23 protein-coding genes and 1 pseudogene are annotated in these 26,368 nt (G+C 66.1%); 16 read left to right on the forward strand and 8 right to left on the reverse strand.

Annotated features, from left to right (window positions below; all coding sequences use genetic code 11):
• Window positions 1-38: 38 nt before the first annotated feature.
• Window positions 39-1,535: an acyl-CoA carboxylase subunit beta gene (locus tag ON22_RS12965; RefSeq protein ID WP_033241907.1), complete on the reverse strand. Its 1,497-nt coding sequence runs from the start codon at window positions 1,533-1,535 to the stop codon at window positions 39-41.
• Window positions 1,536-1,982: 447 nt separating this feature from the next.
• Between ON22_RS12965 and ON22_RS12970 the strand changes: the two genes are divergently transcribed.
• The gene (locus ON22_RS12970; protein WP_033241906.1) at window positions 1,983-2,780 is read left to right on the forward strand and encodes an SDR family NAD(P)-dependent oxidoreductase; all 798 of its coding nucleotides are present in this window, start codon (window positions 1,983-1,985) and stop codon (window positions 2,778-2,780) included.
• Window positions 2,781-3,035: 255 nt separating this feature from the next.
• On the opposite strand, the gene ON22_RS12975 is transcribed toward ON22_RS12970, so the two are convergent.
• Window positions 3,036-4,184, reverse strand: coding sequence for a thiolase family protein (locus ON22_RS12975; RefSeq protein ID WP_033241905.1), 1,149 nt, complete (start codon window positions 4,182-4,184; stop codon window positions 3,036-3,038).
• A 17-nt stretch (window positions 4,185-4,201) separates the two neighbouring features.
• The gene (locus ON22_RS12980; RefSeq protein WP_033241904.1) at window positions 4,202-4,618 is read right to left on the reverse strand and encodes a Zn-ribbon domain-containing OB-fold protein; all 417 of its coding nucleotides are present in this window, start codon (window positions 4,616-4,618) and stop codon (window positions 4,202-4,204) included.
• A gap of 139 nt (window positions 4,619-4,757) precedes the next feature.
• On the opposite strand from ON22_RS12980, the gene ON22_RS12985 reads away from it, so the two are divergent.
• The 9 genes from ON22_RS12985 (at window position 4,758) to ON22_RS36680 (ending at window position 13,645) form a co-directional block, all read left to right on the forward strand.
• The gene (locus tag ON22_RS12985; protein WP_033241903.1) at window positions 4,758-5,150 is read left to right on the forward strand and encodes a pyridoxamine 5'-phosphate oxidase family protein; all 393 of its coding nucleotides are present in this window, start codon (window positions 4,758-4,760) and stop codon (window positions 5,148-5,150) included.
• A 20-nt stretch (window positions 5,151-5,170) separates the two neighbouring features.
• A complete protein-coding gene (locus ON22_RS12990) occupies window positions 5,171-6,409 on the forward strand; it encodes an amidohydrolase family protein (protein WP_033241902.1) in 1,239 nt (412 codons plus the stop codon).
• A 37-nt stretch (window positions 6,410-6,446) separates the two neighbouring features.
• A complete protein-coding gene (locus tag ON22_RS12995) occupies window positions 6,447-7,748 on the forward strand; it encodes an amidohydrolase family protein (protein ID WP_081595546.1) in 1,302 nt (433 codons plus the stop codon).
• A 12-nt stretch (window positions 7,749-7,760) separates the two neighbouring features.
• On the forward strand, window positions 7,761-8,978 hold the full coding sequence (locus ON22_RS13000) for an amidohydrolase family protein (RefSeq protein ID WP_033241901.1): 1,218 nt from the start codon (window positions 7,761-7,763) through the stop codon (window positions 8,976-8,978).
• 106 nt (window positions 8,979-9,084) lie between these two features.
• Complete coding sequence (locus tag ON22_RS13005) at window positions 9,085-10,602, forward strand: UDP-N-acetylmuramoyl-L-alanyl-D-glutamate--2,6-diaminopimelate ligase (protein ID WP_033241900.1); 1,518 nt, start codon at window positions 9,085-9,087, stop codon at window positions 10,600-10,602.
• Window positions 10,603-10,725: 123 nt separating this feature from the next.
• A complete protein-coding gene (locus ON22_RS13010) occupies window positions 10,726-11,169 on the forward strand; it encodes an RrF2 family transcriptional regulator (RefSeq protein WP_033241899.1) in 444 nt (147 codons plus the stop codon).
• A 313-nt stretch (window positions 11,170-11,482) separates the two neighbouring features.
• Complete coding sequence (locus tag ON22_RS13015; protein WP_033241898.1) at window positions 11,483-12,718, forward strand: globin domain-containing protein; 1,236 nt, start codon at window positions 11,483-11,485, stop codon at window positions 12,716-12,718.
• Window positions 12,719-12,968: 250 nt separating this feature from the next.
• Window positions 12,969-13,295, forward strand: a complete 327-nt coding sequence (locus ON22_RS13020) for an amphi-Trp domain-containing protein (protein WP_033241897.1) — start codon at window positions 12,969-12,971, stop codon at window positions 13,293-13,295.
• Window positions 13,296-13,477: 182 nt separating this feature from the next.
• Window positions 13,478-13,645 (forward strand): hypothetical protein, encoded by a 168-nt coding sequence (locus ON22_RS36680; RefSeq protein WP_156052202.1) that lies wholly within the window; start codon window positions 13,478-13,480, stop codon window positions 13,643-13,645.
• Window positions 13,646-13,881: 236 nt separating this feature from the next.
• On the opposite strand, the gene ON22_RS13025 is transcribed toward ON22_RS36680, so the two are convergent.
• Window positions 13,882-14,508 (reverse strand): TetR/AcrR family transcriptional regulator, encoded by a 627-nt coding sequence (locus tag ON22_RS13025; RefSeq protein WP_081595547.1) that lies wholly within the window; start codon window positions 14,506-14,508, stop codon window positions 13,882-13,884.
• Window positions 14,509-14,684: 176 nt separating this feature from the next.
• Between ON22_RS13025 and ON22_RS13030 the strand changes: the two genes are divergently transcribed.
• The 3 genes and pseudogenes from ON22_RS13030 (at window position 14,685) to ON22_RS13040 (ending at window position 18,114) form a co-directional block, all read left to right on the forward strand.
• Window positions 14,685-16,940 (forward strand): MMPL family transporter, encoded by a 2,256-nt coding sequence (locus tag ON22_RS13030; protein ID WP_033241896.1) that lies wholly within the window; start codon window positions 14,685-14,687, stop codon window positions 16,938-16,940.
• Between the two features lie 161 nt (window positions 16,941-17,101).
• The gene (locus tag ON22_RS13035; RefSeq protein WP_033241895.1) at window positions 17,102-17,644 is read left to right on the forward strand and encodes a copper chaperone PCu(A)C domain-containing protein; all 543 of its coding nucleotides are present in this window, start codon (window positions 17,102-17,104) and stop codon (window positions 17,642-17,644) included.
• A 114-nt stretch (window positions 17,645-17,758) separates the two neighbouring features.
• Window positions 17,759-18,114: pseudogene (locus ON22_RS13040) on the forward strand (SRPBCC family protein).
• A gap of 76 nt (window positions 18,115-18,190) precedes the next feature.
• On the opposite strand, the gene ON22_RS13045 reads toward ON22_RS13040, so the two are convergent.
• Window positions 18,191-19,246: an FAD-dependent oxidoreductase gene (locus tag ON22_RS13045; protein WP_033241894.1), complete on the reverse strand. Its 1,056-nt coding sequence runs from the start codon at window positions 19,244-19,246 to the stop codon at window positions 18,191-18,193.
• 163 nt (window positions 19,247-19,409) lie between these two features.
• On the opposite strand from ON22_RS13045, the gene ON22_RS13050 reads away from it, so the two are divergent.
• From ON22_RS13050 to ON22_RS13060, 3 genes are all read left to right on the forward strand, one after another.
• Complete coding sequence (locus ON22_RS13050) at window positions 19,410-19,838, forward strand: hypothetical protein (protein WP_156052201.1); 429 nt, start codon at window positions 19,410-19,412, stop codon at window positions 19,836-19,838.
• A gap of 394 nt (window positions 19,839-20,232) precedes the next feature.
• The gene (locus ON22_RS36685; RefSeq protein ID WP_156052200.1) at window positions 20,233-20,445 is read left to right on the forward strand and encodes a hypothetical protein; all 213 of its coding nucleotides are present in this window, start codon (window positions 20,233-20,235) and stop codon (window positions 20,443-20,445) included.
• 141 nt (window positions 20,446-20,586) lie between these two features.
• Window positions 20,587-23,910, forward strand: a complete 3,324-nt coding sequence (locus tag ON22_RS13060; protein ID WP_425339824.1) for a protein kinase domain-containing protein — start codon at window positions 20,587-20,589, stop codon at window positions 23,908-23,910.
• A 25-nt stretch (window positions 23,911-23,935) separates the two neighbouring features.
• On the opposite strand, the gene ON22_RS13065 is transcribed toward ON22_RS13060, so the two are convergent.
• Genes ON22_RS13065 through ON22_RS13075 form a run of 3 tightly spaced genes read right to left on the reverse strand, consistent with a single transcriptional unit; the run spans window position 23,936 to window position 26,341 of the window.
• Window positions 23,936-24,715 (reverse strand): amino acid ABC transporter ATP-binding protein, encoded by a 780-nt coding sequence (locus ON22_RS13065; RefSeq protein WP_033241892.1) that lies wholly within the window; start codon window positions 24,713-24,715, stop codon window positions 23,936-23,938.
• Window positions 24,712-25,452 carry an amino acid ABC transporter permease gene (locus tag ON22_RS13070; RefSeq protein WP_033241891.1) on the reverse strand — a complete coding sequence of 247 codons (741 nt, stop codon included), beginning with the start codon at window positions 25,450-25,452 and terminating at the stop codon, window positions 24,712-24,714. The genes ON22_RS13065 and ON22_RS13070 overlap by 4 nt, the downstream gene beginning before the upstream one ends.
• A 28-nt stretch (window positions 25,453-25,480) precedes the next feature.
• Window positions 25,481-26,341: an ABC transporter substrate-binding protein gene (locus ON22_RS13075; RefSeq protein ID WP_033241890.1), complete on the reverse strand. Its 861-nt coding sequence runs from the start codon at window positions 26,339-26,341 to the stop codon at window positions 25,481-25,483.
• Window positions 26,342-26,368: the final 27 nt, after the last annotated feature.

Raw genomic sequence — 26,368 nt, forward strand, 5'->3', positions numbered from 1 at the left:
CGTATCCCGGCGCCCTGTCCACCCGAGGCGCACCCGGTTCACGGAACGATTGCGGAGCGCGTCACCGGTTGCGGTGCTTCCTGTCGCGCGAAGATCCCGCGCCGCAGGGCGGTCAGCAAGGCATCGCGCGTCTCGTCCGGGCGGATGAGTTCGTCGAAACCCATATGTTCGGCCGAGTGGTAGGACGCCAGTAATTCCATTTCCCGCAATTGCGCCGCGATATCCTCGTCCGCGCCCGAGGCCAGCCCGAGGGCCGCCGCGCTCATCGCCCCCATGGTCGCGCCGGGGTAGGCGAAGGTCGCTGTCTGATCGTCGAAACTGATGAGCGACATGACCATCGAACCGAATCCGTAGGCCTTACGGAGCGTGACGTGCAGTTTGATCGTGGTCGCCGTGGTCTGAGCGACGAACATCCGGGCGCCCGCGCGCAGCACACCCTCGCGTTCGGATTCACTACCGGGCAGCATGCCGGGATTGTCGGCGAGGAACACCAGCGGCAGATGGAAGGAATCCGCCACCGAAATGAAATGCGCGGCCTTGTCGGCGGCGGCGGTATCTATCGAACCGGCGAGTACCTGCGGCTGGTTGGCGACCACCGCCACCGGATGCCCTCCGAGATGGGCCAGGGCGCAGACGATCGCGGTGCCGTAGCCGGGCTGGACCTCGAACCAGTCGGGGGTGTCGAAGACAGCGTCGAGGACAGCCCGGATGTCGTAGGTGTTGCGGTTGTCCCGCGAGATGATGTCCAGCAGTTCCGGGGTCGGCCGCGGCTCGGTGGAATCGTCGGAGAGCAGCGCGGGCGGATACGACCACGCGCTGGACGGGAAATAGGACAGATACCGCCGGATATCGTCGAGCACGTCTTCGTCGTCGTCGGCCAGGTTGTGGATGAGGCCGCTCGGCACGGCTACACCGGGGCCGCCGAGATCCTCCTTGCTGATGTCCTCACCCGTCGACTCCCGCACCACCGGCGGTCCCGCGGTGAAGATGGCACCTTGCCGGCTCATGATCGCGAAATCGGATACCGGGGCGATGAGCGCGCCGTGGCCGGCCGACGCTCCGAGCACCCCGGTGACCATCGGCACCCGGCCCGAACACCGGGCCTGGGCGAGTAGATCGGTGGGTGTCCGCCCGTAGTGTGCGCCGGTGGGCCGGAACCCCGCGCCCTCCAGCAGCATCACCAGCGGGACCTTGTTTCGTACCGCAAGCTCGGCAAGGCGATAGCGTTTGGCGTTGCTACCCGGTGCGATGGTTCCCGCCACGGTGGTGAAATCCTCGGCGCCGACCATAACCGGTGCCCCATCGATCAGGCCCGCACCGGTGACGACGGCGTCGGCGGCGATTTCACCGCCGACCAGCGAGCCGAACTCCTGGAACGTCCCGGGATCGAGCAGATGCGTGATCCGCTCCCGCGCCGTCAGCTTGCCCTTCGCCCGATGTTTGGCCACCCGCTCGGGACCGCCCATGGCCGCCGACCGTTCCCGGCGGCCGTCGAGATCCTCGAGCGTTTCCTTCCAGCCTCGCGCATTCGTCATTCTTGTCCCTCTCAGCGCAATGGTCGGCCCATCGCATCAGGTGGCGAGTCGATCGATAGGAATTCCGTCCGTGTAGCCCCGGCTGCCGGAGCAGCTGTACCGGGTAGCCCGCACCGGTAGCCAGTAGATCACCCAGCGCCCGTCCGGAGGTATGAATCGGTAGCAATGTCCCACCCCGCGGAACCGAGTGTCGCGCCGGGCTCGTACCTGTGCATCGAACTCACCGCCTATCGGGCACAACCGGCCGCGATCATCGATTCACCACGCGTACCGCAACGCCGTACACCACTATACGGTAACTTATACCGTTGCACTTACAGTTCAACTACCGAGACCAACTCGGCCAGACCGTCTGGATCGCCGCGCGGCGGTGCCGTCATTCGGGCAGCCGACTGTTCACATGCTGAGTCTCTGGACGTACAGCAGTACGGATGGGAGCGACCGACGATGGATCTGGGGTTCGCTGACGCAACCGCGGTCGTGGTGGGCGGCAGCAGCGGAATGGGGCTCGCCACCGCGCGCTGCCTCGCCGAGGAGGGCGCCCGCGTCGCGGTGATCGGTCGCTCGGCGACCGGTGTCGCGGACGCCGCCCGCGATCTCACCGAGCGCGGCAGCCCGGATTCGCTCGGCCTGGCCGCGGACGTACGCGATACCGCCGCTGTCAGTGCACTCTTCGACGAACTCGGCGACCGCTGGGACGGCCGGCTGAACGTGCTGGTCAACGCGGTCGGGCCGAATGTCCAGGGCACGTTCGACACCCTCTCCCCCGAACAATGGCGCGAGGCGATCGACCACGGCGCGATGACAATGGTGCACTGCGTCCAGGCCGCGCTGCCACTGTTGCGCCGCGCCGAATGGGCGCGCATCGTGAACTTCTCCGCACAGTCCACCCGGCGGCAGAGCACCGGCCTGGTGGCCTACACCGCCGCCAAAGCGATGGTCACCAGCATTTCCAAGAATCTGTCCCTGTTGCTTGCCCCGGAGGAAATCCTGGTCAACGTGGTCTCGCCGGGCACCTTCGTGACGCCCGCGCTACAAGGCTGGGCCCGGTCGGCCGGCGTCGACAGCGACAACCCCTACCACCTCATGGCGGCGATCGGCGAGCACTTCGGGCACCCTGCCCAACTGCCGCGCGCCGGGCTGCCCGAGGAGATGGGTCCGGTCGTCGCCTTCCTCGCCTCCCGGCGCAATTCGTATATGACCGGCGCCGATATCAATGTCGACGGCGGTTCGGATTTCACCTGATGAGCACCGGCGCCGCAGCCACACCTCGGGCCCGCCGCCATCTTTCGGGAAGTTCCTCGGTGCACAACAGCCATTCGCACCGGTAGCAACCGACCCGCCCGCGCCGACTCCCGCAGCGCCGGGATAGCGAGGCGAGCAGGGTTATTAGCGCCCACTGCCACAGCGCGTACCGCGACGATGCGCCCGTTACCCCCGCTCCCGCCGACATGATCAGCGTGCGATCCGCGAGCTGGGGGGCGCTCTCACCGGCACACTTCAGGTGGTGACGATCGTTGCCCCGGCGGTACCGGGTGCACCGTAGAGCAGTGCGAAGCCCGCCTTCGGATCGCCCGGCACCTGCCGCTCCCCCGCGGTGCCGCGTAGTTGCAGCACCAGCTCGTGCAACTGCCGCAGCCCCGAGGCGCCGATCGGTTCGCCGTTGGCGATGAGACCGCCGTCGGTGTTCACCGGTATCGCGCCGGTGATTTCGGTGGCCCCCTCGGCGATGAGCTTCTCCTGGTCGCCGTGCGCGCACAAACCGGTCTCCGCCATATGGATCACTTCGGCGCCGGCGTCGGTGTCCTGTAACTGGGCGACATCGATATCGGACGGCGCGATCCCGGCCGCCTCGAACGCGGCGCGCGCGGCGTAGACCGACGGCGCGACATCCTCCTGCACCGGCGCGTACGTCGTGTTCACCTCGTACGCACCGTATGTGCGGGTCCGGATCTCGACCGCGCGCACATACACCGGCTTGGCGGTGAAGCGGTGCGCCAGGCCGGCCCGGCACATGATCACCGCGGCGGCGCCCTCGTCCGGCGCACAGAACATGTACTGCGTCAGCGGGTAGTTGAGCATCGGCGCTGCCAGGATATCGTCCTCCGCGATCGGCTTGCGGCGGAGGGCGTTCGGGTTCAGCACACCGTTTCGATAGTTCTTCGCCGCCACCTTGGCCAGCGTGCGCTGGGAGATTCCGTGATCGTGCAGGTACCGGTTGGCTTTCATACCGAAGAACTGGGTGGTCAGGTACTGACCGTTCTCGCCGTACCATTTCGGCATCCCGACCAGGGTGGGGTCGACGGTGAACGCACCGCGCGGATGTTTGTCCAGGCCGATCGCGATCCCGATATCGTACTTGCCGAGCCGAATCGCGTCGGCGCAGGCCTCAGTGGCACTGGCAGAGGTGGCGCAGGCGTTGAACACATTGGTGAAGGGCAGACCGGTGAGCCCCATCAGGCTTACGATCGCGTCCGGGTTGGCCACTTCCCAGCTGCCGCCCACGGCGAACTGGATATCCTTCCACTCCAGTCCGGCATCGCCCAGTGCGGCGCGGATCGCGTCCGCGCCCATCTGCATCGCCGTCTTGCCCTCGAAGCGGCCGAAGGGATGCAGGCCGACACCGATGATCGCGATATCATTGGTCATGGGAAACTCCTGGTCGTCTACAGCGGCCGGAAGGCGAAGGTGAGTACGTCGTTACCGTCGGCGTCCGTGCCGAGCGGAACAGTGGTCAGGCCGACCCGCATGCCGAATTGCAGTTTCTGCGGCTCATTCTCGGTGAGCCTGCCCTCCACCCGGATGACGTCGCCGAGCTGCACCAGCCCTACGCCGAACGGGACGAACGTCTTCGCGGTCTCGTTGCCGAGGTAGGGCGCTCCGGGGAGGAATCCCTGAGTGGTCCAGGACACCAGAACGCCCTCGGCCGGCAGGTTCACGGCCCCGAACGCCGGCCGACTGCACCGCGGGCACAGTTCCTGCACCGGGAAGACCGTCGCCCCGCAGTCACCGCAGGACCCGCCCACGAGCCGGAAGTCGCTGTCCGGCCAGGTCGATATCTCCGGTGCGATCATTCGCTGCATCGTCGTTGTCCTCGCTTTTACAGATAGGCTTACCGTATAGATTGCGGAGCCACGGACCGTGCCGCATCCGGCAAGGAAATGGTAGCTTACGGTAATATCAACGGTAATCGTTTCGACCCGCGAGTTGCGAGGTGGAGTGATGAGCTCGAAAATTCCCGGCGGCCTCGAGGATCTGCTGCATCGACCCCTCGTGGGCATCCTCGCGACCGTAACCCCCGACGGATCACCGGATCAGACCCCGATGCGCTTCACCTGGGACGGCGCACACCTGCGGATGAGCCATACGATCCCGAGACGGAAATTCACCAGCCTGCAGGCCAACCCGAACTACTCGTTCCTCCTCACCGACCCGGACGCACCGGCACGCCGCCTCGAGATCCGCGGCTGGCTGGTGACCGTCCAGGGCGACGAGGACGGGAAGTTCTACGCGGAACTGGACCACCTCTACGGAGACACCGAAAGCGCTCCACCCGCGGACACGGAGGACCGGGTCGTCCTGATTCTCGACGCGACCAGGTTCGTCGCCAAATAGCCGTTCAGGAGAACCTCGATATGACCCGAGCACCGGATATCCCGATCTTCGACGCCGATTCGCATATGTACGAGACGGCCGACGCACTGATCAGGTACCTGCCCGACAAGTACCGCCGGGCGGTGCAGTACGTCCGGATCGGGCGGCACACCCGGCTCGCCATCAACGGCCGGATCACCGATTTCATCCCCAACCCGACCTTCGACCGGGTCGCCGCGCCCGGCGCACACGAGAAATTCTTCGCCGGCGAGAACACCGAGGGCCTGACCCTGCGCGAAATGCAGGGCAGCGCAATAGAGGCACCGGCCGCCACCCGCAATCCCGCGGACCGGATCACCGAACTCGATCACCAGGGGGTGCGCGAGACGCTCAACTACCCCACACTGGCCAGCCTGGTCGAGCATTCCGCGGCCGACGACCCCGAGCTGACCATGGCCGTCATCCACGCGCTGAACCGGTGGATGCTGGAGCACTGGAGCTTCGCCTACCAGGACCGGATCTTCAGCACCCCGATCATCAACTGCGCCGAGGTCGACGGTGCCCGCCGGGAACTCCGGTACATCCTGGACAACGGTGCGAAAGTGGCACTGATCAAACCCGCCCCGGTGAAGGGCGTCAACGGCTGGCGGTCACCCGCACTGCCCGAGTTCGATCCGTTCTGGCGCGATGTCCAGGATGCGGGTCTGCCGATCGTGCTGCACGCGAGCCAGCCGCCGCTGGACGAGTACGTGAACAAATGGGAGCCGCCCGCCACCGCGAACTTCATGGCCATGAGTTCGTTCCGCTGGCTGGCACTCGGACATCGGGAGATCTCGGACATGATCGGCAGCCTCATCTGCCACGGCACCCTCACCCGGTTTCCCCGGCTGCGGATCGCCAGCGTGGAGAACGGCAGTTCGTGGATCCACCCGCTGTTCCACGATCTGCGGGATCTGACCAAGAAGATGCCGCAGAACTTCCCCGAAGACCCGCTGGACGTGTTCCGCCGCAATATCTGGGTGAGCCCGTTCTGGGAGGGGTCGGTCAGCGATGTGGCCGAAACCGTGGGCTGGGACAAGGTGATGTTCGGCTCGGATTACCCGCATCCGGAGGGGCTGCCCGAGCCGAGGGCGTACTGGAAGTACGCGGAGGGTATGGACAACCGGCGCACCTGGGACTTCCTGGGCGACAATGCCCGCCGGTTCATGGGCCTGCCGATCGAGAACCCGGACCCGACAGCGGCCGAACCACCGGTCACGGCCACTTCGGCAGCGTTATAGTTCTACTTACAGTAAAGGGCTCGAAGGGAGTACCTCCGTGGACAAGAACGATATGATTCTCATCAGCGTCGACGACCACATCATCGAACCGCCCGATATGTTCGCCAACCACCTGCCCGCGAAATACGCCGACGATGCGCCGCGCCTGGTACGGATGCCGAACGGTGCGGATATGTGGAAATTCCGGGACCGGGTGATCCCGAATGTGGCACTCAACGCCGTCGCGGGCCGCCCGAAAGAAGAATACGGCCTGGAACCGGAGGCCCTCGACGAGATCCGCCCCGGCTGCTACAACGTGGACGAACGGGTCAAGGATATGAACGCCGGCGGTGTGCTGGCGCAGATGAACTTCCCGTCCTTCCCCGGCTTCGCCGCCCGCCTGTTCGCCACCGAGGACTCGGACTTCTCATTGGCCCTGGTGCAGGCGTACAACGACTGGCATATCGACGAATGGTGCGGCGCCTATCCCGGCCGTTTCATCCCCATGGCACTGCCGGTGATCTGGGATGCCGAACTGTGCGCCGAGGAAGTGCGCCGGGTGTCGAAGAAGGGCGTGCATTCGCTCACCTTCACCGAGAACCCGGCCGCGCTGGGTTACCCGAGCTTCCACCACGAGCACTGGAACCCGCTGTGGAAGGCACTGGTGGATACCGACACCGTGCTCAACGTCCATATCGGCTCGTCCGGCAAGCTCTCCATCCCGGCCGCGGACTCCCCACCGGACGTGATGATCACGCTGCAACCGATGAATATCGTCTCCGCGGCGGCCGACCTGCTCTGGTCACGCCCGGTCAAGGAGTACCCCGATCTCAAAATCGGCCTCTCCGAGGGCGGCACCGGCTGGATCCCCTATTTCCTGGAGCGTATCGACCGCACCTTCGATATGCACTCCACCTGGACGATGCAGAACTTCGGCGGCAAGCTGCCCAGCGAAGTGTTCCGCGACCATTTCCTGACCTGCTTCATCAGCGACCCGATCGGGGTCCGGCTGCGCCACGAGATCGGTATCGACAATATCGCCTGGGAAATGGACTACCCCCACAGCGATTCGATGTGGCCGGGTGCGCCGGAGGAACTCGATTCGGTGTTCGGCGCGGAGAACGTCACCGACGACGAAATCCGGAAGATGACTCATCTCAATGCCATGAGGTGGTACTCGTTCGACCCCTTCGCGCACGTACCGCGAGAGAAGGCCACCGTCGGCGCACTGCGCGCTGCCTCGGCCGGTCATGACGTCAGCATCAAGGCACGCAGTCGCCATCAGAGCACTGCCACGGAGAAACTTGCGGCCTTCCGTTCCCAGATCGAGGCGGCCACTGCGCATACCGCCGCCGAATAGAAGGACACGACAATGACCGAACTGGACTATCTCGCCATCGATGTCGACAACCACTACTACGAACCGCTGGATGCGTTCACCCGCCATCTGCCGAAAGAGTTCAGGTCGCGCGGCGTCCAGATGGTCACCAGTGGTAGACGCACGCTGGCAGTGATGGGCGAGAAGGTCAACCACTTCGTCCCGAACCCAACATTCGACCCGATCGTCGAACCGGGCTGCCTCGATCTCCTGTTCCGCGGCGAGATCCCCGAAGGGGTGGATCCGGGTTCGCTGATGAAACTGGACCGGCTGCCGGATCATCCCGAATACCAGAACCGCGAGGCCCGGGTGCAGGTTCTGGACCGGCAGAAACTGGAAACAGTATTCATGCTGCCGACTTTCGCCTGCGGTGTCGAGGAGGCGCTCAAGCACGATATCCCGGCCACGATGGCCTCCCTGCACGCGTTCAACCTGTGGCTGGACGAGGACTGGGGGTTCGACCGTCCCGACGGGCGGATGATCGCGGCACCGATCATATCGCTCGCCGACCCGGAAGCCGCCGTCGCCGAGGTCGAATTCGTGCTGGCACGCGGCGCGAAGATGGTGCTGGTTCGTCCCGCCCCCGTCCCCGGGATTGTCAAACCACGTTCGCTCGGCGATCCGCTGCACGACCCGGTATGGGCCCGCCTCGCCGAAGCCGGTGTACCGGTGGGATTCCACCTCTCCGACAGCGGCTATCTCGCCATCGCCGCGCTCTGGGGCGGCAAGGCAACGTTCGAGGGGTTCGGCAAGAAGGATCCGCTCGACAACGTCCTGCTCGACGACCGCGCGATCCACGACACGATGGCCTCGATGATCGTGCACCAGGTATTCACCCGTCACCCGGCACTCAAGGCGGTGAGCATCGAGAACGGCTCGTATTTCGTCCACCGGTTGATCAAGCGGCTGAAGAAAGCAGCGAATACAGCGCCCTACCACTTCAAGGAAGACCCGGTCGAGCAACTGAAGAACAATGTCTGGATCGCGCCCTACTACGAGGACGATGTCAAACTCCTCGCCGAGACCATCGGCGTGGAAAAGATCCTGTTCGGTTCCGATTGGCCGCACGGCGAGGGGCTCGCCGACCCCACCACCTTCACCGCCGATATCCCGCAGTTCCCCGAATTCTCGTACTCCGACACCCGGAAGGTGATGCGCGACAACGCTCTCGACCTACTCGGTTCGAAGGTCCAGCTCGGCGCGTCCGACTGATCTCCGCTACCGGCGGTGGCCCGGCCCTCCGGGCGTTTCGGCGACGTTTGCCGGGGAATCGGCACGGTTGCCCGGGCATCCGGCCGCGAGGTGGTTCACTGGGCCCATGACCTCGCAGTTCAGGAGTGTCGATAGCCCACACCCGCCGGTGGAGCGGACACTGCCCGATCTGGCCGCGTATCTGGGCCTGCCGTGGACCTGTACCGATGGCGACGCGACGATTACCGGCATCGGCCAGGATTCGCGGCTGGTCTCCGCCGGTGAGGTGTACGCGGCGCTGCCCGGCGCGAACCATCACGGCGCCGATTTCGCCGGCGAGGCGGCCGCACGCGGCGCGATCGCGGCGATCAGCGACCGGCCCTGCGCTGAACTGCCGACTTTCGTGGTCGCCGACCCGCGGCGCATACTCGGCCCGCTCGCGTCCTGGATCTACGGCGAACCGTCCCGGCACCTCGATATCTTCGGCGTTACCGGAACCAACGGTAAGACCAGCACAAGCTACCTTCTCAGCGCCGGTCTGAGCGGAGCGAATATCGAGAATGGGCTGATCACCGGCATCACGGTCCGCGGACCACAGGGCGCGCATCCGGCAGTACGGACCACACCGGAAGCCGGCGAACTGCAGCGCACACTGGCAGCGTTGCGTACCCACGGCGCCCGCGCCGTCGCGATGGAAGTGTCCAGCCATGCCCTGGCCTTGCATCGGGTCGAGGGGACCCGCTTCCGTGTCGGTATCTTCACCAACCTGAGCGCGGACCACCTGGATTTCCACCGCGACCTCGACGACTACTTCTCGACGAAAGCCGAACTGTTCTCGCCCGAGCGCAGCGAGGCCGCCGTCGTCGCTGTCGACGACGACTACGGTAAACGCCTCACGGCCACACTGGACATCCCCTACTCCACCTTCTCGACCCAGAACCCGGCCGCCGACTTCTACGCCGACCATATCCGCGCCGACGAGCACGGCACCTCGTTCGTAGTACACGGCGCCGGTCGTAGCGCCACGGTAGAGCTGAAACTGCTCGGCGCACACCAGGCCGATAACGCGCTCGGCGCGATCGCCGCGCTGGCACGGCTGGGAACAGATCTCGACGCGGCCATTGCGGGCATGGAAAGCCTGGACTGCGTTCCAGGCCGTATGCAGCGGATCGACGCCGGGCAGCCCTTCCTCGCATTCGTCGACTACATGCACAACACGGCGGGCCAGAAACGGCAATTCCCGTACCTCCGGTCCTTGACCACGGGCAAGGTCATCGCCGTCATCGGTGCCACCGGCGACCGCGACCCGGGCAAACGCGCGCCGCTGGGAATGACGGCGGGCTTGTTCGCCGATACCGTCATCGTCACCGACGAGAGCCCCTTCTCCGAGAGCGCCGCCGCACTCCGCCGCGATATCGCCACCGGCGCCCGCACCGCCCGCCACGCCGAAGTCATCGTCCAACCCGGCCGCGCCGATGCGATCGGCCTGGCCACCACGCTCGCCCGGCCCGGTGATGTCGTCGTGGTCGCCGGTCGAGGACACGACCCCGTACAAACCTTCGGCACCACGACCCACGTCTTCGACGACCGCGACGAATTACGCCACGCCATACAGCAGCACCCGGCCCTCCAACGCCTGCGATAAGGCACCCCCGATCACCGCGGGCAGGCGATCCGGCGATACACCCGGGAAACAGCCCGCCATCAGCGTGTTCAGTAACACACCGGATAATTCGCTTTTGAAACACCGAATTAATAGGCTGTTCCTGTGCGACTGTCCCGCTTCAGCGATCTCGGCCTGCGGGTGATGATGCGCCTGGCCGTCAGCGGGGCCGCAGCCGAAAGGGTCACCGTCAAACTCGTTGCCCGCCAGATGAACGCGTCGGAACACTACATCGCGAAAGCGGTGACCGAACTCGCCGAGCTGGGCCTGGTGGATTCCCACCGCGGCCGCACCGGGGGCATATTTCTCACCGACCGCGGGCGCACGGCGACCGTCGGTCAGATCGTGCGCGGCCTGGAGGGACGCGGCGAGGTGGTGGAGTGCCTGGGCGCCAACCCTTGCCCGCTGGCCGCGGCCTGCCGATTGCGGCATATGCTGGCCGACGCACAGGAAAGTTTCTACCGGAATCTGGACAATTACACTCTCGGCGATCTGGTCGACAGCCGAACCGTGCAATTACTGCATATGCCGGAAATTCCGGAACGTTGAGATAATCCACCTGCGAGATATATCAGCCGCAATACAAGCACAACGCTTCTGCTCACGGATCAATTGCACAGGAAATCAATTCATTCCATTTCCGACACGTTCCCGCGCCGAGCAGCGCACCTGACGGTTGGCGCACTTACCTTGCAGTACCACCTGTTTCATCCACTTCGCCGACCGCTGTGGCACCGGCTACATAATCCGCACAACCGTGGGTAATTTACTTCACGCCGCCGATATCTATTTCCCGGCCCGGAATTGGATACGGTGTTGTCGTGGCATTCGAGCCGCGATTCAGCTCGACGAGGAGAACAGCATGACAACCGTCGCGATATCGGCCCCGGACCTTCCCGCGGAATTGGAGGAGCACCACGCAGAGCTGGTCCGCGCGACCCTCCCGGTGATCGCTGCGCATATCGACGACATCACCGCCTTGTTCTACGAGAAGTTGTTCGCCGCCCACCCCGAACTGCTCACCGGTCTGTTCAACCGCGGCAACCAGGCACAGGGCGCGCAACAGCGGGCACTGGCCGCATCGATAGCCACCTTCGCCACCCATCTGGTGGATCCGGCACTGCCGCATCCGCGGGAGATGCTTGCACGGATCGGCCACAAGCACGCCTCCTTGGGCATCGTCGCCGAGCAGTACCCGGTAGTGCACGAACACCTGTTCGCCGCGATCGTCGATGTACTCGGCGCCGAAACGGTCACCGCGGAGATCGCCGCCGCCTGGGATCGTGTCTATTGGCTGATGGCCGACACTCTGATCGAATTCGAGCGGGGACTCTATACCGGTGCCGGAGTGGTGCCCGGCGATGTTTTCCGCGAAACGGTGGTCACCGAGCGTACCGACGACCCGTCGGGGGTGGTGACCTTCGTCGTGGAATCCACGGACCCCGCTCGGCCGCTACCGGATTCCCTTCCCGGGCAGTATGTTTCCGTCCGCGCGACGCTGCCCGACGGGGCACGGCAGCTGCGGCAGTACAGCCTGGTCGGCGCCCCACGCGACGGACGGATCGCCTTCGCCGTACGCCCGGTGGCCGCCACCGCGGACCGGCCTGCAGGAGAAGTTTCGACCCACCTGACGACCCATATCGCGGTGGGCGACGAGCTGGCGATCACCCTGCCGTTCGGCGACCTCACCATCGATCCCGCGGCGGTCACACCGCTGGTGCTGATCTCGGCCGGAATCGGTATCACGCCGATGATCGGCATCCTCGAGCACCTCGCCACCGCCACCTCCCCGCGGCAGGTGCTCGTTGCGCACGCCGATCGCGACCCCGGCACTCACCCGTTGCGGGCGGTCCAGCGCGACCTCGTAGCGGCACTTCCGAACGCCGACCTCGAGCTCTGGTACGAACAGCCCGACGGCGACGGCCGGTCCGGCACGCTCACCGTCGCCGACCTCGAGCTGCCCGAGGATGCCGACTATTACCTGTGCGGCGGTGCAGGGTTCCTCCGATCGGTGCGCGCCCAGTTGACCGCCGCGGGGGTTCAGCCGGCGCGTGTGCATTTCGAACTCTTCAGCCCCGACGACTGGTTACTACAGTGACATTCCGCTCCGTTCGAACGAGCACGGCCGGTCGCGCGATCAAAAGGCTGGAGGCACTCGGAACACCGCTGTTGCAGTGCAGGCCCACCGGCTCGGTGCGGTCGAGGTAGGAAGCATCGATGTGGTCTCACCCGCTACGGATGAGACCACCCCGACGCGGAAATCCTAGACTCTGGTCGCAGGGCTGATCAGCGACGAATCGTAAGTTCTCGGCTGCTGCCTCAATTGCCCTCCGAGCTAAGGAGCCATCGTGCCCAAATTGGAGATGACAAGAAGATCCGAACTCTCCCGACAGGAAGTATCGGAGCGGCTCATCGCCCTCGGCCAGGCCCTCGCGGGCGGGTCGGAGACCGAACTCGGCTCGGATGGCGATTCGCTCTCGATCACGGTCGCCGACCGGGTTCGGTGGGAGCTCGAGATCGAGGTAGACGGTGATCAGATCGAAGTGGAAATTGAGATCAGCTGGCGCGATGATCCGTCCGGCGAATCGAAAGCCGAAACTCCCGCCCAACCGGACGACGATGTCCGGGCCAAGACACCGCGAGGTGCACGCGGGCGTAAGAGCAGCGCGAAATGACCGGGTTGCCGTACCACGGCCACAGTCACTGTCTGCGGTCGGAGAGGTCTGCGCCAGCCGCCTGATGTTCGGGACCGCCTGGGGCCGCTACGCCGCCCTCGGTATCGCCGCACTGGTCATCGTCGCCGACTTCTTGTCTCTTACGCACCCGCGGGGGTCACCCGCGGCGGGTGAGGAGAGCAATGGAACACGCCCCCTCCATGAGGTTGCACGGCCCGCTGTCCTCCCGGCGGGCCCCACTGGACCGCCTCCGGGGCGAGCGCCTCACCCGCACCTCAGCGGTCACCGCCGTGCTACTGGCCCTCGTGGCCGCGATTGTGGTCGTCGTCAAAATCGCTCTCACCCACTGAACGGTCCATCACGAAGTACGGACTACCGAGGGCGCCGCGACCGCGATCCAGCGGAACCGGCAGGTCGGTAACCGTGGGAACGACGGGAAATGATCGGTCTTGTCCGACCACCCCACTACACCGTGACCAGCACGGTTTCAGTCCTTTCGGACTCGATCCCGACGACTTGCTGCTGCAGAGCGGGAGCGCCGGATAGCGCGCGGTGGCCTGTTACCGCGACCGTAGGTCCGCTCTCGTCAAGATGTCACCGATGCGGGATCGGGTCGTAACGCGCCCAGGGCGAGACGGGCGTAGCGGCGCCATACCTCGGGGTCGCGGATACCGAGATCGATGAGCGCGCGGGCGGCACCGGACACCAGGATCTGCACGTCCATCCCGGTGGCGTCTGCGCGCAGGCTGCCCTGCCCGCGTCCCAGCGTCAGCAGTTCCTCCAGCCGGTCCCCCAGGCGCTGGTCGAGCCCTTCGAGGCCGCTGAGCACCTCGATCATCAACCGGTCCTGGGCCAACCGGGTGGTCACCTGCTCCAGCAGATCCTCGAGCGCACGGTAGGCGTCCTCCCGCCCCGCCTCGACCGCGACGGCGGCGAGTTCGTGGAACCACTCGATATGCTGCTGCGCCAGCGCGCGCACCAGGTCGGCCTTGGCCGGGTAGCTGCGGTAGACCGTGGCCTTGCCGACTCCGGCCCGGGCCGCGACCTGTGGGATGGTGGCGCCGATACCGTGTTCGGTGAATACTTCCCGTGCCGCGGCCAGTACCCGCTCGTGGTTCTGCCGGGCATCCGCCCGGCGACCCGCCCAGTTCTGCGCGTCGTCCTGCACGTTGTCGTGCGTGGCGTCCGGCTGCGCTGCCGTCCTACCGGTCATGGTGTCGCCTCCACGAAATCCGCTTCCATCCTGCCGGATCGAGACGCAGGTCTCATACCGGCCGCAGGGTGAGTTGCTCCACAACTTCCTCACCGAAGTGGACCCTCGGGTCCACTCGCTTCTACTCTGAGCATAACCGGACCACAAGGTCCACATAATCGCTCGGAGGAAAGCGCATGGCGTGGCAGTTGTTCCGGCTCGGCCGCTGGTCGTTCGTGCACCGCAAGGCAGTGGCGGCGATCTGGGTGGTGCTGCTGGCCGTTCTGGCGGTCGGAGCGGCGACATTATCCGGGAAGACCAGCGATAAATTCGAACTGCCCGGTATCGAATCCACCCAGGCCTTCGAGCTCATCGAACAACGTAGCCCGCAGGCTTCCCCGGACGGTGCGACCGCACGCGTGGTGTTCGAGGCCCCCGCGGGCGGGTCCCTCACCGAACCGGCCTACAACTCGGCGGTCGCCACGGCGCTGCGCGAACTGTCGACCGAGAACGTGCAATCGGTGGCCGACCCCTTCACCGGCGGCACCCTCTCCCCCGACGGCCGGGTCGGCTACGCCGCGGTGACCTACAGCAAAACCGCCAACGAACTCGCCGACGCCGACCGATCGGCGCTGGAAACCGCCGCCCACAACGCGGAAGACGCGGGCCTGGACGTCGCCATCGGTGGTGACGCGCTGACCGAATTCGAGATGCCGCTGGCCGAAGTGGTCGGTATCGCCGTGGCGCTGGTGGTACTCGCGGTCACCTTCGGATCGCTGGTGGCCGCGGGGATGCCGATGCTGACCGCGCTCGTCGGCGTCGGTATCGGGATGCTCGCCATCACCACCCTCACCGGATTCGTCGAACTCGGTTCCACGACTCCTGCCCTGGGCACCATGCTCGGCCTCGCGGTCGGGATCGATTACGCCCTGTTCATCATGTCCCGCTACCAGAGCGAGGTCCGCGCCGGTCGGTCGCTCGAAGAAGCAGCCGGCCGGTCGGTCGGCACCGCCGGATCGGCGGTGGTCTTCGCGGGTGCGACGGTCATCATCGCCCTGGTGGGCCTGGCGGTGTGCAATATCGGGTTCCTCACGCAGATGGGCCTGGCCGGCGCGTTCACGGTCGCGATCGCCGTACTGATCTCGCTCACTCTGCTCCCGGCCATCCTCGGCTTCGCCGGCGATAAGGTCATGCAGGGCAAGCCGCGCTACCTGAAGCAGCAGACCGGCGAAACGGAATACCGCACGCACGGCCGCCGCTGGGTGGAAGGTATCGCCCGGCACAAGTGGCTCGCCCTCGCCGGCGGCATCGCCATCGCCGCGGTGGCCGCGCTCCCGATGACCTCCATGCAGCTCGCGCTGCCGGACGATTCCAGCAAACCCGCCGACAGCGATGCCCGCATCGCCTACGACCTGATCTCGGAGAACTTCGGCGCCGGCGCCAACGGCCCGCTCGTCGTGGTCGTCGACACCGCGAATGCGGCCGATCCCGCGGCGGCCGTGCAAACGGTCACCGAGGATCTGCAGAACATGGCCGCCGGTGCGGACTCCGATATCGCCGCCGTCGTCCCGGCGGTCACCAGCGATACTCCGCAGGCCCGGCAGATGTTCGCCCAGCAGCTCGAAACGGTCCGGTTCGCCACCATCACCGTTATCCCCGCCGCCGGCCCATCGGATCAGACCACCAAGGACCTCGTCGCCGATATCCGCACCACTGTCGCCGATCTACCGGCCGACACCGGCGCCCGTGCCCTGGTCACCGGCCAGACCGCGGTCGGGGTCGATATCGCCGACAAACTCACCGAGGTGTTCCCGATCTACCTCGCCGTGGTGGTGGGTCTGGCGATCTTCCTGCTGATCGCGGTGTTCCGCTCGGTCTGGGTGCCGGTCAAGGCCGCACTGGGCTTCCTGCTGTCGGTCGGTGTCTCGCTCGGTGCCACGGTCGCGGTCTTCCAATGGGGCTGGCTGAACGAACTCGTCGGCCTGGACACCACCAGCCCGGTGCTGTTCATCCTGCCCATCCTGCTGACCGGAATCCTGTTCGGGCTCGCGATGGACTACGAGGTCTTCCTCGTCACCCGGATGCGGGAGGCCTACGTCCACGGGACCCCCGCGCGACAGGCCGTGATCGACGGGTTCGCCCACAGTGCCCGCGTAGTGGTCGCCGCCGCGATCATCATGATCGGAGTCTTCGCCGGATTCGCGCTCGTCGACGATGTCATCCTGAAATCCATCGGGTTCGCCCTCGCGGTGGGCGTCCTGGCCGATGCGTTCCTGGTCCGCATGCTCATCGTTCCCGCGGTCATGCTGATCGTGGGCGAGCGGATCTGGTGGATGCCGAAATGGCTGTCCCCGCTGGTACCCGCCTTCGATATCGAAGGCGAAGGACTCGCCCGGCGGCTCGACAGCGAGCATGCGGAGCCCCGCGAGGAGCGAGTACTCGCCGGAAGCTGAGCAGAGAGCCACGCCGACCCGCCGTATCCGAACCGCAACCTCCTCGTGGTGTAGGGGCCGCGGCCCCGGGTACGCGGATCGGCGTGGGTACTGCGAATACGAGACCGGGCAGCACAGCCACCCGGAAGGTTCGTCGCCCGGGACGTAGGTCCGCCTGGTGGATGGCGGTCTTGCCGACCGTTGCCCTGGTCGCCGGTTGCAGCTCTGGACAGCAAACCCAGACCGCCGAAATGGAAGCGGCGATCAACGGTACGGACGGCAGTATCGGCGCCATCGACCTGGAGAACGTCTACCTCCACGCCGAGGTCGCCGATCAGCCCACACCGTTCTACACCGATATCCGCCTGGCCTTCACCGCCGTGAATACGAGCCAGACCGGATCCGACCGGCTGACCGGAATCGCCTCACCGGCTGCCGAATCGGTGCAGATCGAGGGGCCGGAGCCGGCACTGGAACTGCGCCCGCAGACCAGCCTCGCCGCCGGCGAACCCATCCAGAATCTGGATCCGAGCGCCGCTCCCGACCAGCCGAGAACCGTCACCGTGACCATGAAGGACCCCGGCGCTTCCCCCGGCCTGACCTTTCCGTTCGATTTCACCTTCGAAAAAGCCGGCACCGTTCAGCTGCAGGTTCCATTCGACGTCTGGACGCCGAGCGAATCACAACCCACCGAACGGCCCCTACCGCCCTCGGTAACTCCTTGACGGGTGTGCCGCCCGGTCCGGAACCGCAGCACATTGCCCCGGCGACAGGCCGAACCGCATACAACCACGGAGTCTCCGCGCGCCCGTCCAGGCAGGGTGTGATTCGATCGGCTTATGACAGACAGCAGTGCGGAATCGCGCGTCGTTTCGGCGAGTCGCGAGATCGCGGCACCGGCACACGAGATCTTCGAATTGATCGCCGACCCGGCGCGGTACGCCACAATCGGGTGGTCGAATTCGAGGAGGGCCGCCGTATCGCCTGGCTGCCCGCGGAACCGGACCGGCAACCCCCGGGACACCTGTGGCGCTGGGAAGTCGAGCCCGTGAATGAGACGAGCAGCCGGGTGACCCATACCTACGACTGGTCGCAATTGAGCGATCCGAAACGCCTCGAACGAGCTCGCGCCACCACGGCCGACAAGCTGCTGGCCTCCCTCGGCAACCTCGCCCGGCTCGCCGAGAATCGCTGAAGCGGACCGGGAATCCTGCCGGCGGCACCGCGCGCCGCCGCGGAGGGGCCGTACATCCCCGGTCAGGGTTTCGATATCACCCCGCAGCTGCTGTGCTACGCATCCGGCGGGCCACCCGGTCCCGCTCCTCCGTTATCACGCGGCGGCGTTCCGACATGGCTTCGGCGGGCGACTCCCCTGCGGCGATCGCCCGGTACACGGCCACCACATCCTCGATTCCCTCCCGGGCGCCGACGCCTGCCGCGGGAGTGATCGCGTGGTCGGCGTCGCCGACGAGCACCACCGGTGGCGCGGGCGGCAGCGCCGGACCGAGCGGGACATTGCGGGCGTTGGAAACATGCACCTGGTCGGTCGCGGCCACCAGTTCCGCGGTCAACTCGCGAACCGGTCCGGGAGCTGCCGTGACCACGGCTTCGGCCCACTCTCCGACGGGACGCACTCCGGTTTCCGCATCCGGTAGCGGCGCCCGGGTGATCCGCAGAAACCACAAAGCCTCGCCGGCTTCGGGCCGCCAGATATGCCCGACGGTGGCTGCCGGGCGGGAGCCGGAACCGGCCGCGGCGTCGAAGTGCAGCACGAAGGGGGCGGTCGGGCAGTGCACCGCGTGTTCTGTCATCCCGTAGACGACCACATCCCCCGAATACTCCGTGGAGCGGTGCGGTTCGATACCGGCACGCGCCACCGAATCGATACCGTCGGCGCCGATCACCAGGTCCCGGGTCGCCACCGTGCTGCCACCGAGCCGGAGCACCGTGCCGTCGGCAGGATCGACCCGCACCTCGGTGACCGGGTCGCCGTAGCGGATCTCGGCGCCCGCCTCGAGCGCGAACCGATTCAGCACCGCCATCAGCTCCCGGCGTAGCCAGAACCGGTGCCCCTCGCTGGGGCGGCGCCGGGTGACCCCGTCGTCCGGGGTGTACCGCAGTTCGTCGAGCGGGTACGACGCGGCATGGAGATCCTGCTCCGGCACGCCGAGTTCGATCAGGCCTCGATGGCCGCGGCCATCGAGGATCAGGAAAGCGCCGCCGCCTTCGCCGCGGCGCTGTTCGTAGATGGTGACCGAGCGGCCGGATCCGGCCAGCGCACCGGCCAATACGGTTCCGGCGATTCCCCCGCCGAGAACAGTGACCATCGGAGAATCCTTCCGTTGTGGTGCGCGGCCTGCCGCCGGGCCGCACCTTAACCGACGCAGCTCGACACGCCGCTGCCCAGCCGCAGCCCGCGTGTGTTCCGGACATCACACGGCCGAGGCGAGCTCCGCCGCCACGGCTTCGACAGCACGTACACCGGTGGCGATGAGCGGGTGTTCCGCACTGCCCCGGATTCCGGCGATTATGGTGGGCACCGGCCGGACACTGCCGTGCAGCGGCACCCGCACCACCGGATGCTCGGCCGGTATCGGGACCTGGCAGACACCGAATCCGAAAGCGACAGCGATGCGCGACCCGGGTGCCGGTGCATTGGCCTGGCAGGGGCTCGCACTCGCCGGACTGTCGGCGGTTGCGATGGCCGCTTATCTGCTGATCTCGCGCGCGCCGGCACCGGCACTCGGTCATTCCGGGTTGTCCTGCGGTCTCGTCGCCGCCTGTGCGGGGCTGGTCGTCCTCGAGGAAACCTTGTCCGTCCAGTGGTGGGCCGGTATCGGCGGTATCTGTGTCGCGGCGGCGACCGCCACCGTCCGCCAGGCTCGGAAGACCCCAGCCGGGCATGTCGGCTCGAGTTGACTGTCGTCGTCCCGTGCGGCCGGCACCACGGAACCGGGTGGCGCCCGTCACGCGGCCGGGGCGTTCCGGTGTACCGCTGACCGGCAGGATTCCGGAAATTAGGTATGTACCGGGCTGTTCGACCGACGCGTTCCGGGCGGGACCGGCAGATGCTGGAAGCTGCCCACCAGTATCCGAACACCGAGGCTCGTAGATGCGATATCGCCATTCGGACCAGATTCGAGACAACAGCGAAAACTATGCGGAATGCAATCCGGACGCCCTGATGATCCGCCGGTGCGTCACGTGCCGCAGGCTGTTCGCGCCGTCGGTGGTGCGCTGTCCGTCGTGCTCGTCCGAGGATGTCCAACGAGTGGCGGCGGCCGGCACCGGGTCCGTCGTATGCTGGCGTGTTGTGGAATGCGCCGCAAACGCGCTGGTCGATCCCGTAACGGCGGTAATCGCCATCGTCGAGCTGGACGAGGGTCCATGGGTGTACACCACGATCGAGGGCGAGATTCCGCAGACCGGGCGCCGGCCGATACGGGTGCGTTTCCGGGCACCGCCGTGCGGCGACAGGTTCCCGATATTCGCAGTACTACCGGACCGGTCCGCCTGTACGGCGTAACCGGCCCGGGCGGTCCATAACGAAGTCGTATACACACCGGCCACTGCCGGTTTCCGCATCTCGCCGCCGAGACCACTCGGGGATACAGTTGACAGTGGCGAGAGGTGAGTGCATGCCGACCGGTGCCCACACACATATTCGATGGGTCGTTTTCCGGCCATGACCGCCGAGGATCCGCTGCGAACGCGTCGCGAGTCGACGACATCGGTCGCCGCGGAACTGGATGCGGCCGGTTTCACGGCAGCCACCGAAATCGGGCGCGGCGGATTCGGGGTCGTGTATCGCTGTACCCAGCAGGCGCTGGATCGCACGGTGGCGGTCAAACTCCTCACCGGCCGAACCGACGAGGACAACCGGGCGCGGTTCGTACGCGAACAGCGCGCTATGGGCCGCCTCACCGGGCACCCCAATATCGTCCCCGTGCTGGAGGCCGGGGTCACCGACGGCGGCCGCCTGTATCTCGTGACGCCCTATTACGCGTCGGGTTCGCTCGAGCACCGAATCCGCCGGTACGGGCCGTTACCGGCGGCCGACACACTACAACTCGGTGTGAAGATCGCGGGCGCACTGGAGAGCGCGCACCGGCTGGGCGTCGTGCACCGGGACGTGAAACCCGGGAACATTCTGCTCACCGACTACGGGGAGCCGGCGCTCACCGATTTCGGCATCGCCCATATCTCCGGCGGGTTCCGGACCGCCGAAGGCACCGTGACCGGGTCCCCGGCCTACACCGCACCGGAAGTCCTGGAGGGTGATACCCCGACACCGGCCGCCGACGTGTACGGCCTGGGTGCGACGTTATTCAGCGCGCTCACCGGCCATGCGGCCTTCGAACGCGGGACCGGCGAGAAGATCGTGACCCAGTTCCTGCGCATCACCAGCCAAGCGCTGCCCGATCTGCGGGAAAACGGGATACCCGGCGATATCACCGACCTCGTGGAAGCGGCGATGAGCCGGGATCCCCGGGCGCGCCCCTCCGCGGCCGCGTTCGGGGAGGACGCACGGCGCGTCCAGCGGCGCCGCGGGTACCCGGTGGGTGCCATGGCGCTGCGCGACGTCCCGCTCGAGGCGCGACGCGACGAGCAGCCGGCGCCGAGTTCGCGCGAATCGCCCGTCCAGGATCGCACCGGCGATCTCCCCCTCGAATTGACCAGTCTCGTGAACAGGCGGTCCGAGCTGGCGGAAGTGAAGAATCTGCTGGCCACCCAGCGGTTGGTGACATTGACCGGGATCGGCGGTGTCGGGAAAACGAGGCTGGCGTTGCGTGCGGCCGCGCAGGCGTTACGCGATTTCGACGACGGTGTCCGGCTGGTCGATCTGGCCGATATCTCGGAGGCCGAGTTACTCGTGGAGGTCGTCGCCGCCGCGGTGGGGGTCCGCGACGAACCGGCCGCCCCGTTGATCGATGTCCTGGTGGATTTCCTCTGCCCACGCGATGTCCTGCTGGTACTGGACAACTGCGAACAGCTCGTTCAGGCTGTCGCCGAATTCACCGAGGTGATTCTGCGGGCATGCCCTGATCTGCGCATTCTGGTGACCGGCCGGGAGCCGTTGAATATCGCCGGGGAGACGGTACTGCGGATTTCACCGCTGACGGTTCCGGAGCCGGGCCGGGCGCCGAGCCTGAAGAGTATGCCGCGGTTCGATTCGGTCACCTTGTTCACCGAACGGGCGGCCGCGGTGGTGCCGGGGTTCGAACTCGACGAGGACAACAAGGGCGCCGTCGCCGGTATCTGCGCCAGGCTGGACGGACTACCGCTGGCGATCGAACTGGCGGCCGCCCGGATGCGGACGCTGTCGCCACAGCAGATCCTGCAGCGGCTCAACGACCGGTACGCGCTACTCACCCAGTCCGCGCGCACCGCCCCGTCCCGCCAGCAGACCCTTCGGTTGTGTGTCGACTGGAGCTTCGATCTGTGCACCCCGGCCGAGCAGCAACTGTGGTCGCAGCTCTCGGTGTTCGCGGGCAGTTGTGAACTGGATGCGGTCGAAGGGGTCTGCGATGCCGATACGGCGCCGCTGAGCCTGCTCGACGTGCTGTCGTCGCTGGTGGACAAATCCATCCTGGTCCGGGAGGAATCCGGTACCGTCCCGCGTTTCCGGATGCTGGAAATGCTGCGTGACTACGGCCGCCGGAAACTGCGGGAAACCGGCCGGCTCGAGGAAATGCGCCACCGGCACCACGACTGGTACCAGCAGGTGATATCCGACGCCGCGGCCGGCTGGATCAGCGCCGAACAGCCGCGGTGGATCGCGCGGCTGGAACGGGAACAGGGCAATCTGCGCGACGCACTCGAATACTGCCTGACCGAGAACACCGCGGCAGCGATCGACGCCGGGCTGTGCACGGCCGCGGGTCTCTACGAGTTCTGGAATTTCCGCGGCTTGTACGGGGAGGGCCGGACCTGGCTGAATCGTCTCCTTGCCCGTCACGAAGCACAGTCGGTGCCGGTGCGGATCGAGGCGCTCTGCGCTGCCGGAAAACTGGAGGCGATGCAGGGCGAGTTCCCGGCTGCGGCGGCCCGGTTGCAGGAGGCGCGGGCACTGGCCGGCACCGAACTCCGGCCGCCGGCCGGGGCCCAGATCGCCTATGCAGAAGGCCTACTGGCCCTGACGCGCGGTGAGTCCGACAGTGCCCGAGAATATTTCGAACAGACCGTCGATTTCACCGAATCCGACCCGTACGGTCAGCTCAGGATGAGTGCGCTCACTCTGCTCGGCTGGGCGTACGAGCAGGCCGGTAATACCCTCCGCGCGGGCGATTTCTACCGGGACGTACTCGCGGTCACCGAACCGCGCGGCGAGGTGCTCCATCGCGCGGCGGCACTGCGCGGGCTCGGCGTCACCGAGTGGCGACGCGGCGCCCGCGATCGCGCCCAGCAGTTGCTCACCGAAGCGCTACGAGTGAACAGCGGATTGAACAGCACGGTGAACGCCGTGTTCTGTCTCGACGCACTGGCCTGGACCCTCGACCCCGGACGCGACGCCGAACGGGCCGCCGTACTGCTCGGCGCCGCGCACGGACTGGCACCGACAGGAAGTCAGGTGACGACAGTTTTCGGCAATATGGCCCGCTTCCACGAGGAGTGCACACAAGAAACCCGCCGGGCCCTGGGCGATCGCCGATACGACGCCGCCCGCCGCCGCGGTCTGGGCATGAACATGGACGCCGCCGTCGCCTACGCGCTCGGAGCACCGGCGACCGAAAAGACCGGAGCCTCGGGCACGCTGACCAAACGTGAGCGGCAGGTCGCCGACCTTGTTGCCCAGGGGCTCAGCAACAAGCAGATCGCGGCGAAACTGGTGATCTCCCAGCGCACCGCTCAGAGCCATGTGGAACATATCCTGACCAAACTCGGTTTCACCTCCCGCGCCCAGATCGCCGCTTGGATCGCGGACAACCCCGCGCGACTGAGACGCGGCCGACCACGCGGACTTGCGCGGAGAAATAATGCCTGTCGGTGATCCACCGACCGATGCGGCAGAGGTGTCAGAGGATCCGGCTCAGGAATTGCCGGGTGCGCGGGTGTTCCGGGTTGTCGAAGAACCGCTGCGGTGGTGCGTCCTCGACGATTTTGCCGTCACTCATGAATACCACCCGGTCGGCGGCTGCCTTCGCGAATCCCATTTCGTGGCTCACCACGACCATGGTCATACCCTCGTCGCGCAGGCGCAGCATGACATCGAGGACTTCGTTGACCATCTCGGGGTCGAGCGCGGAGGTGGGTTCGTCGAAGAGCATGACCTCCGGTTTCATGGCCAGCGCGCGGGCGATGGCGACCCGCTGCTGCTGGCCACCGGACAGCTGCGACGGGTAGTTCTCCCCCTTGTCCGCGAGACCTACCATATCGAGTAACTCCTGCGCTCTGGTGCGTGCCGTATCGGCCGCGGTGCCCAACACATGCCGTGGACCGGACGCGATGTTCTCGAGGGCGGTCATCATCGGGAACAGATTGAAGTTCTGGAACACCATGCCGGTGTGGTGGCGCTGTTTCGCGATCTGTGCCTCCGAGAGCGGCGTGCGCTTACCGTCGTCGGAGAACCCCATCATCTCGCCACATACTCGCACCGTTCCCGATTCGATCGTCTCGAGACAGTTCAAGGTGCGCAACAAGGTACTCTTACCACTGCCCGAGGGGCCCAGAAGCAGTACGACCTCGCCTTTCTCCACCGCGAAGTCGATATCGTCGAGAACGACGAGATCGTTGAATGCCTTGGTCATATTCCGGACCTCGATGATCTTCGGGGCCGTTTCCGTCGTACTGGTCATCGGTTCACTGCCTCGGCTTCCATGGCGCTGTCCGTCAGAGTCTTCGTTGCCGGCCCGCCTTTGCGGCGATAGTTCCGGTCGTAACCCCGGCCCATCCGCGCTTCGATCATTCGCTGGATCAGACCCCACAGGGTGGTCAGCACCAGGAAGTACAGTGCGGCCGCGCACAAGCCTTCGAGTACCCGGAAGTTGACCTGCACCAGGAACTGGGTCCGGCGCAGCAATTCCTGGACCGAGATGACCGAAACGAGTGTCGTCGTTTTGAGCAGGCCGTTGAAGCTGTTCCCGAGTGGCGGGATCATCACTCGCAAGGCCTGCGGAAGAACCACCACACGGAACACCTTCGCCGGTGACATTCCCAGTGCCCGTGCGGCTTCGGTCTGCCCCGCGGGAACCGACAGCAACCCCGACCGCACGATCTCCGACAGATACGCCGCTTCGTTCAGCACCAATCCGAGCAGCGCCGCCTGGATCACGCCCAGTTTGATGCCGACCTGCGGCAATCCGGTGTAGATGATCACCAGTTGGACCAGCAACGGGGTTCCGCGCATCAACCAGACGTAGAAACCGGCCACCGCGCGCACCGGCACCAGCCGGGACGATCGTGCAGCGGCGACCACGATCGCGAGCAGGAGTCCGAGGACCATACTGACGACGGTGAGCCAGATCGTGACCCATGCGCCCTCCAGCAGTTGGTCACTGGTGAGAATGGAAAAGAATGCGTTCCAAGACCACATGGGGAAGCCTTTCGAATGATTCGCGCGATCAGCTGTCGAGCGGTCCGGTGCTCACGGCGATATCACCCTCGTAGGCGGTGACACCATACTCTTCGAACAGATCGGGCAGATAGCCGTCGCCGCGCATATCCGTCAGCACACGGGCCACCTCGACCGCGGATTTGCTGCCCTTGGCGAATCCCATGGCCAGCGGTGCCTCGTTGATTCCGCCCACTGCGGTTTCGAAGCGTCCGTCCTGCTGGTAGAAGGACGTCACCGATTCGACGATCGACGTGCCGTCGACCTGTCCGGCCGATAGCGCCTGGTAGGCGTCGGCATTGGTTTTGAACGTCTGGACGGTGAGCGCCGACTTGCCCTCGGCGGCGAATCGCTCGGCGAGGGCTGTGAGGGTGTCGAATTCGTAACCGGGCGCCTCGACACCGATCGTTTTACCCGCGAGATCGTCGACGGACGTGATGGCTTCGGGGTTGCCCGCCGGCACCGAGATGGAAACCGCCTGCACCTCGTAGGGCACCAGGTCGATGGTTTCGGCGCGCTCCGGGGTATAGAACATCCCTGTGTCGATCATGTCCCAGCGGCCGCTCTGCACACCGGGGATCTGCGCCTCGAATTCGATATTGACGAAGTTGGCCCGCAGGCACAGCCGTTCGGCGATTTCCTTGCCGAGGTCGACCCGCATGCCGGTCACTTCGCCGTCGGCGTCGACGTATTGCATGGGCGGCAAGGTGGCGTTGGTCGCGATGGTCAGCGCGCCCTCCTCGGCGAGATCGGCAGCACCCAATACCGGGGTGCAGTTCGCTGGGGCCGCGTTCTCGTCCGCGGCCGAACTACAGCCGCCGAGCCCGGCGGCCACTACCGTGGCAGCAGCGATTCGGATGATTTTGCGCATTGACGAACCTTTCGATATCCACCGCGT

It is taken from the genome of Nocardia carnea NBRC 14403 (assembly GCF_000308515.1).
GTDB classification, from domain to species: Bacteria; Actinomycetota; Actinomycetes; order Mycobacteriales; family Mycobacteriaceae; genus Nocardia; species Nocardia carnea.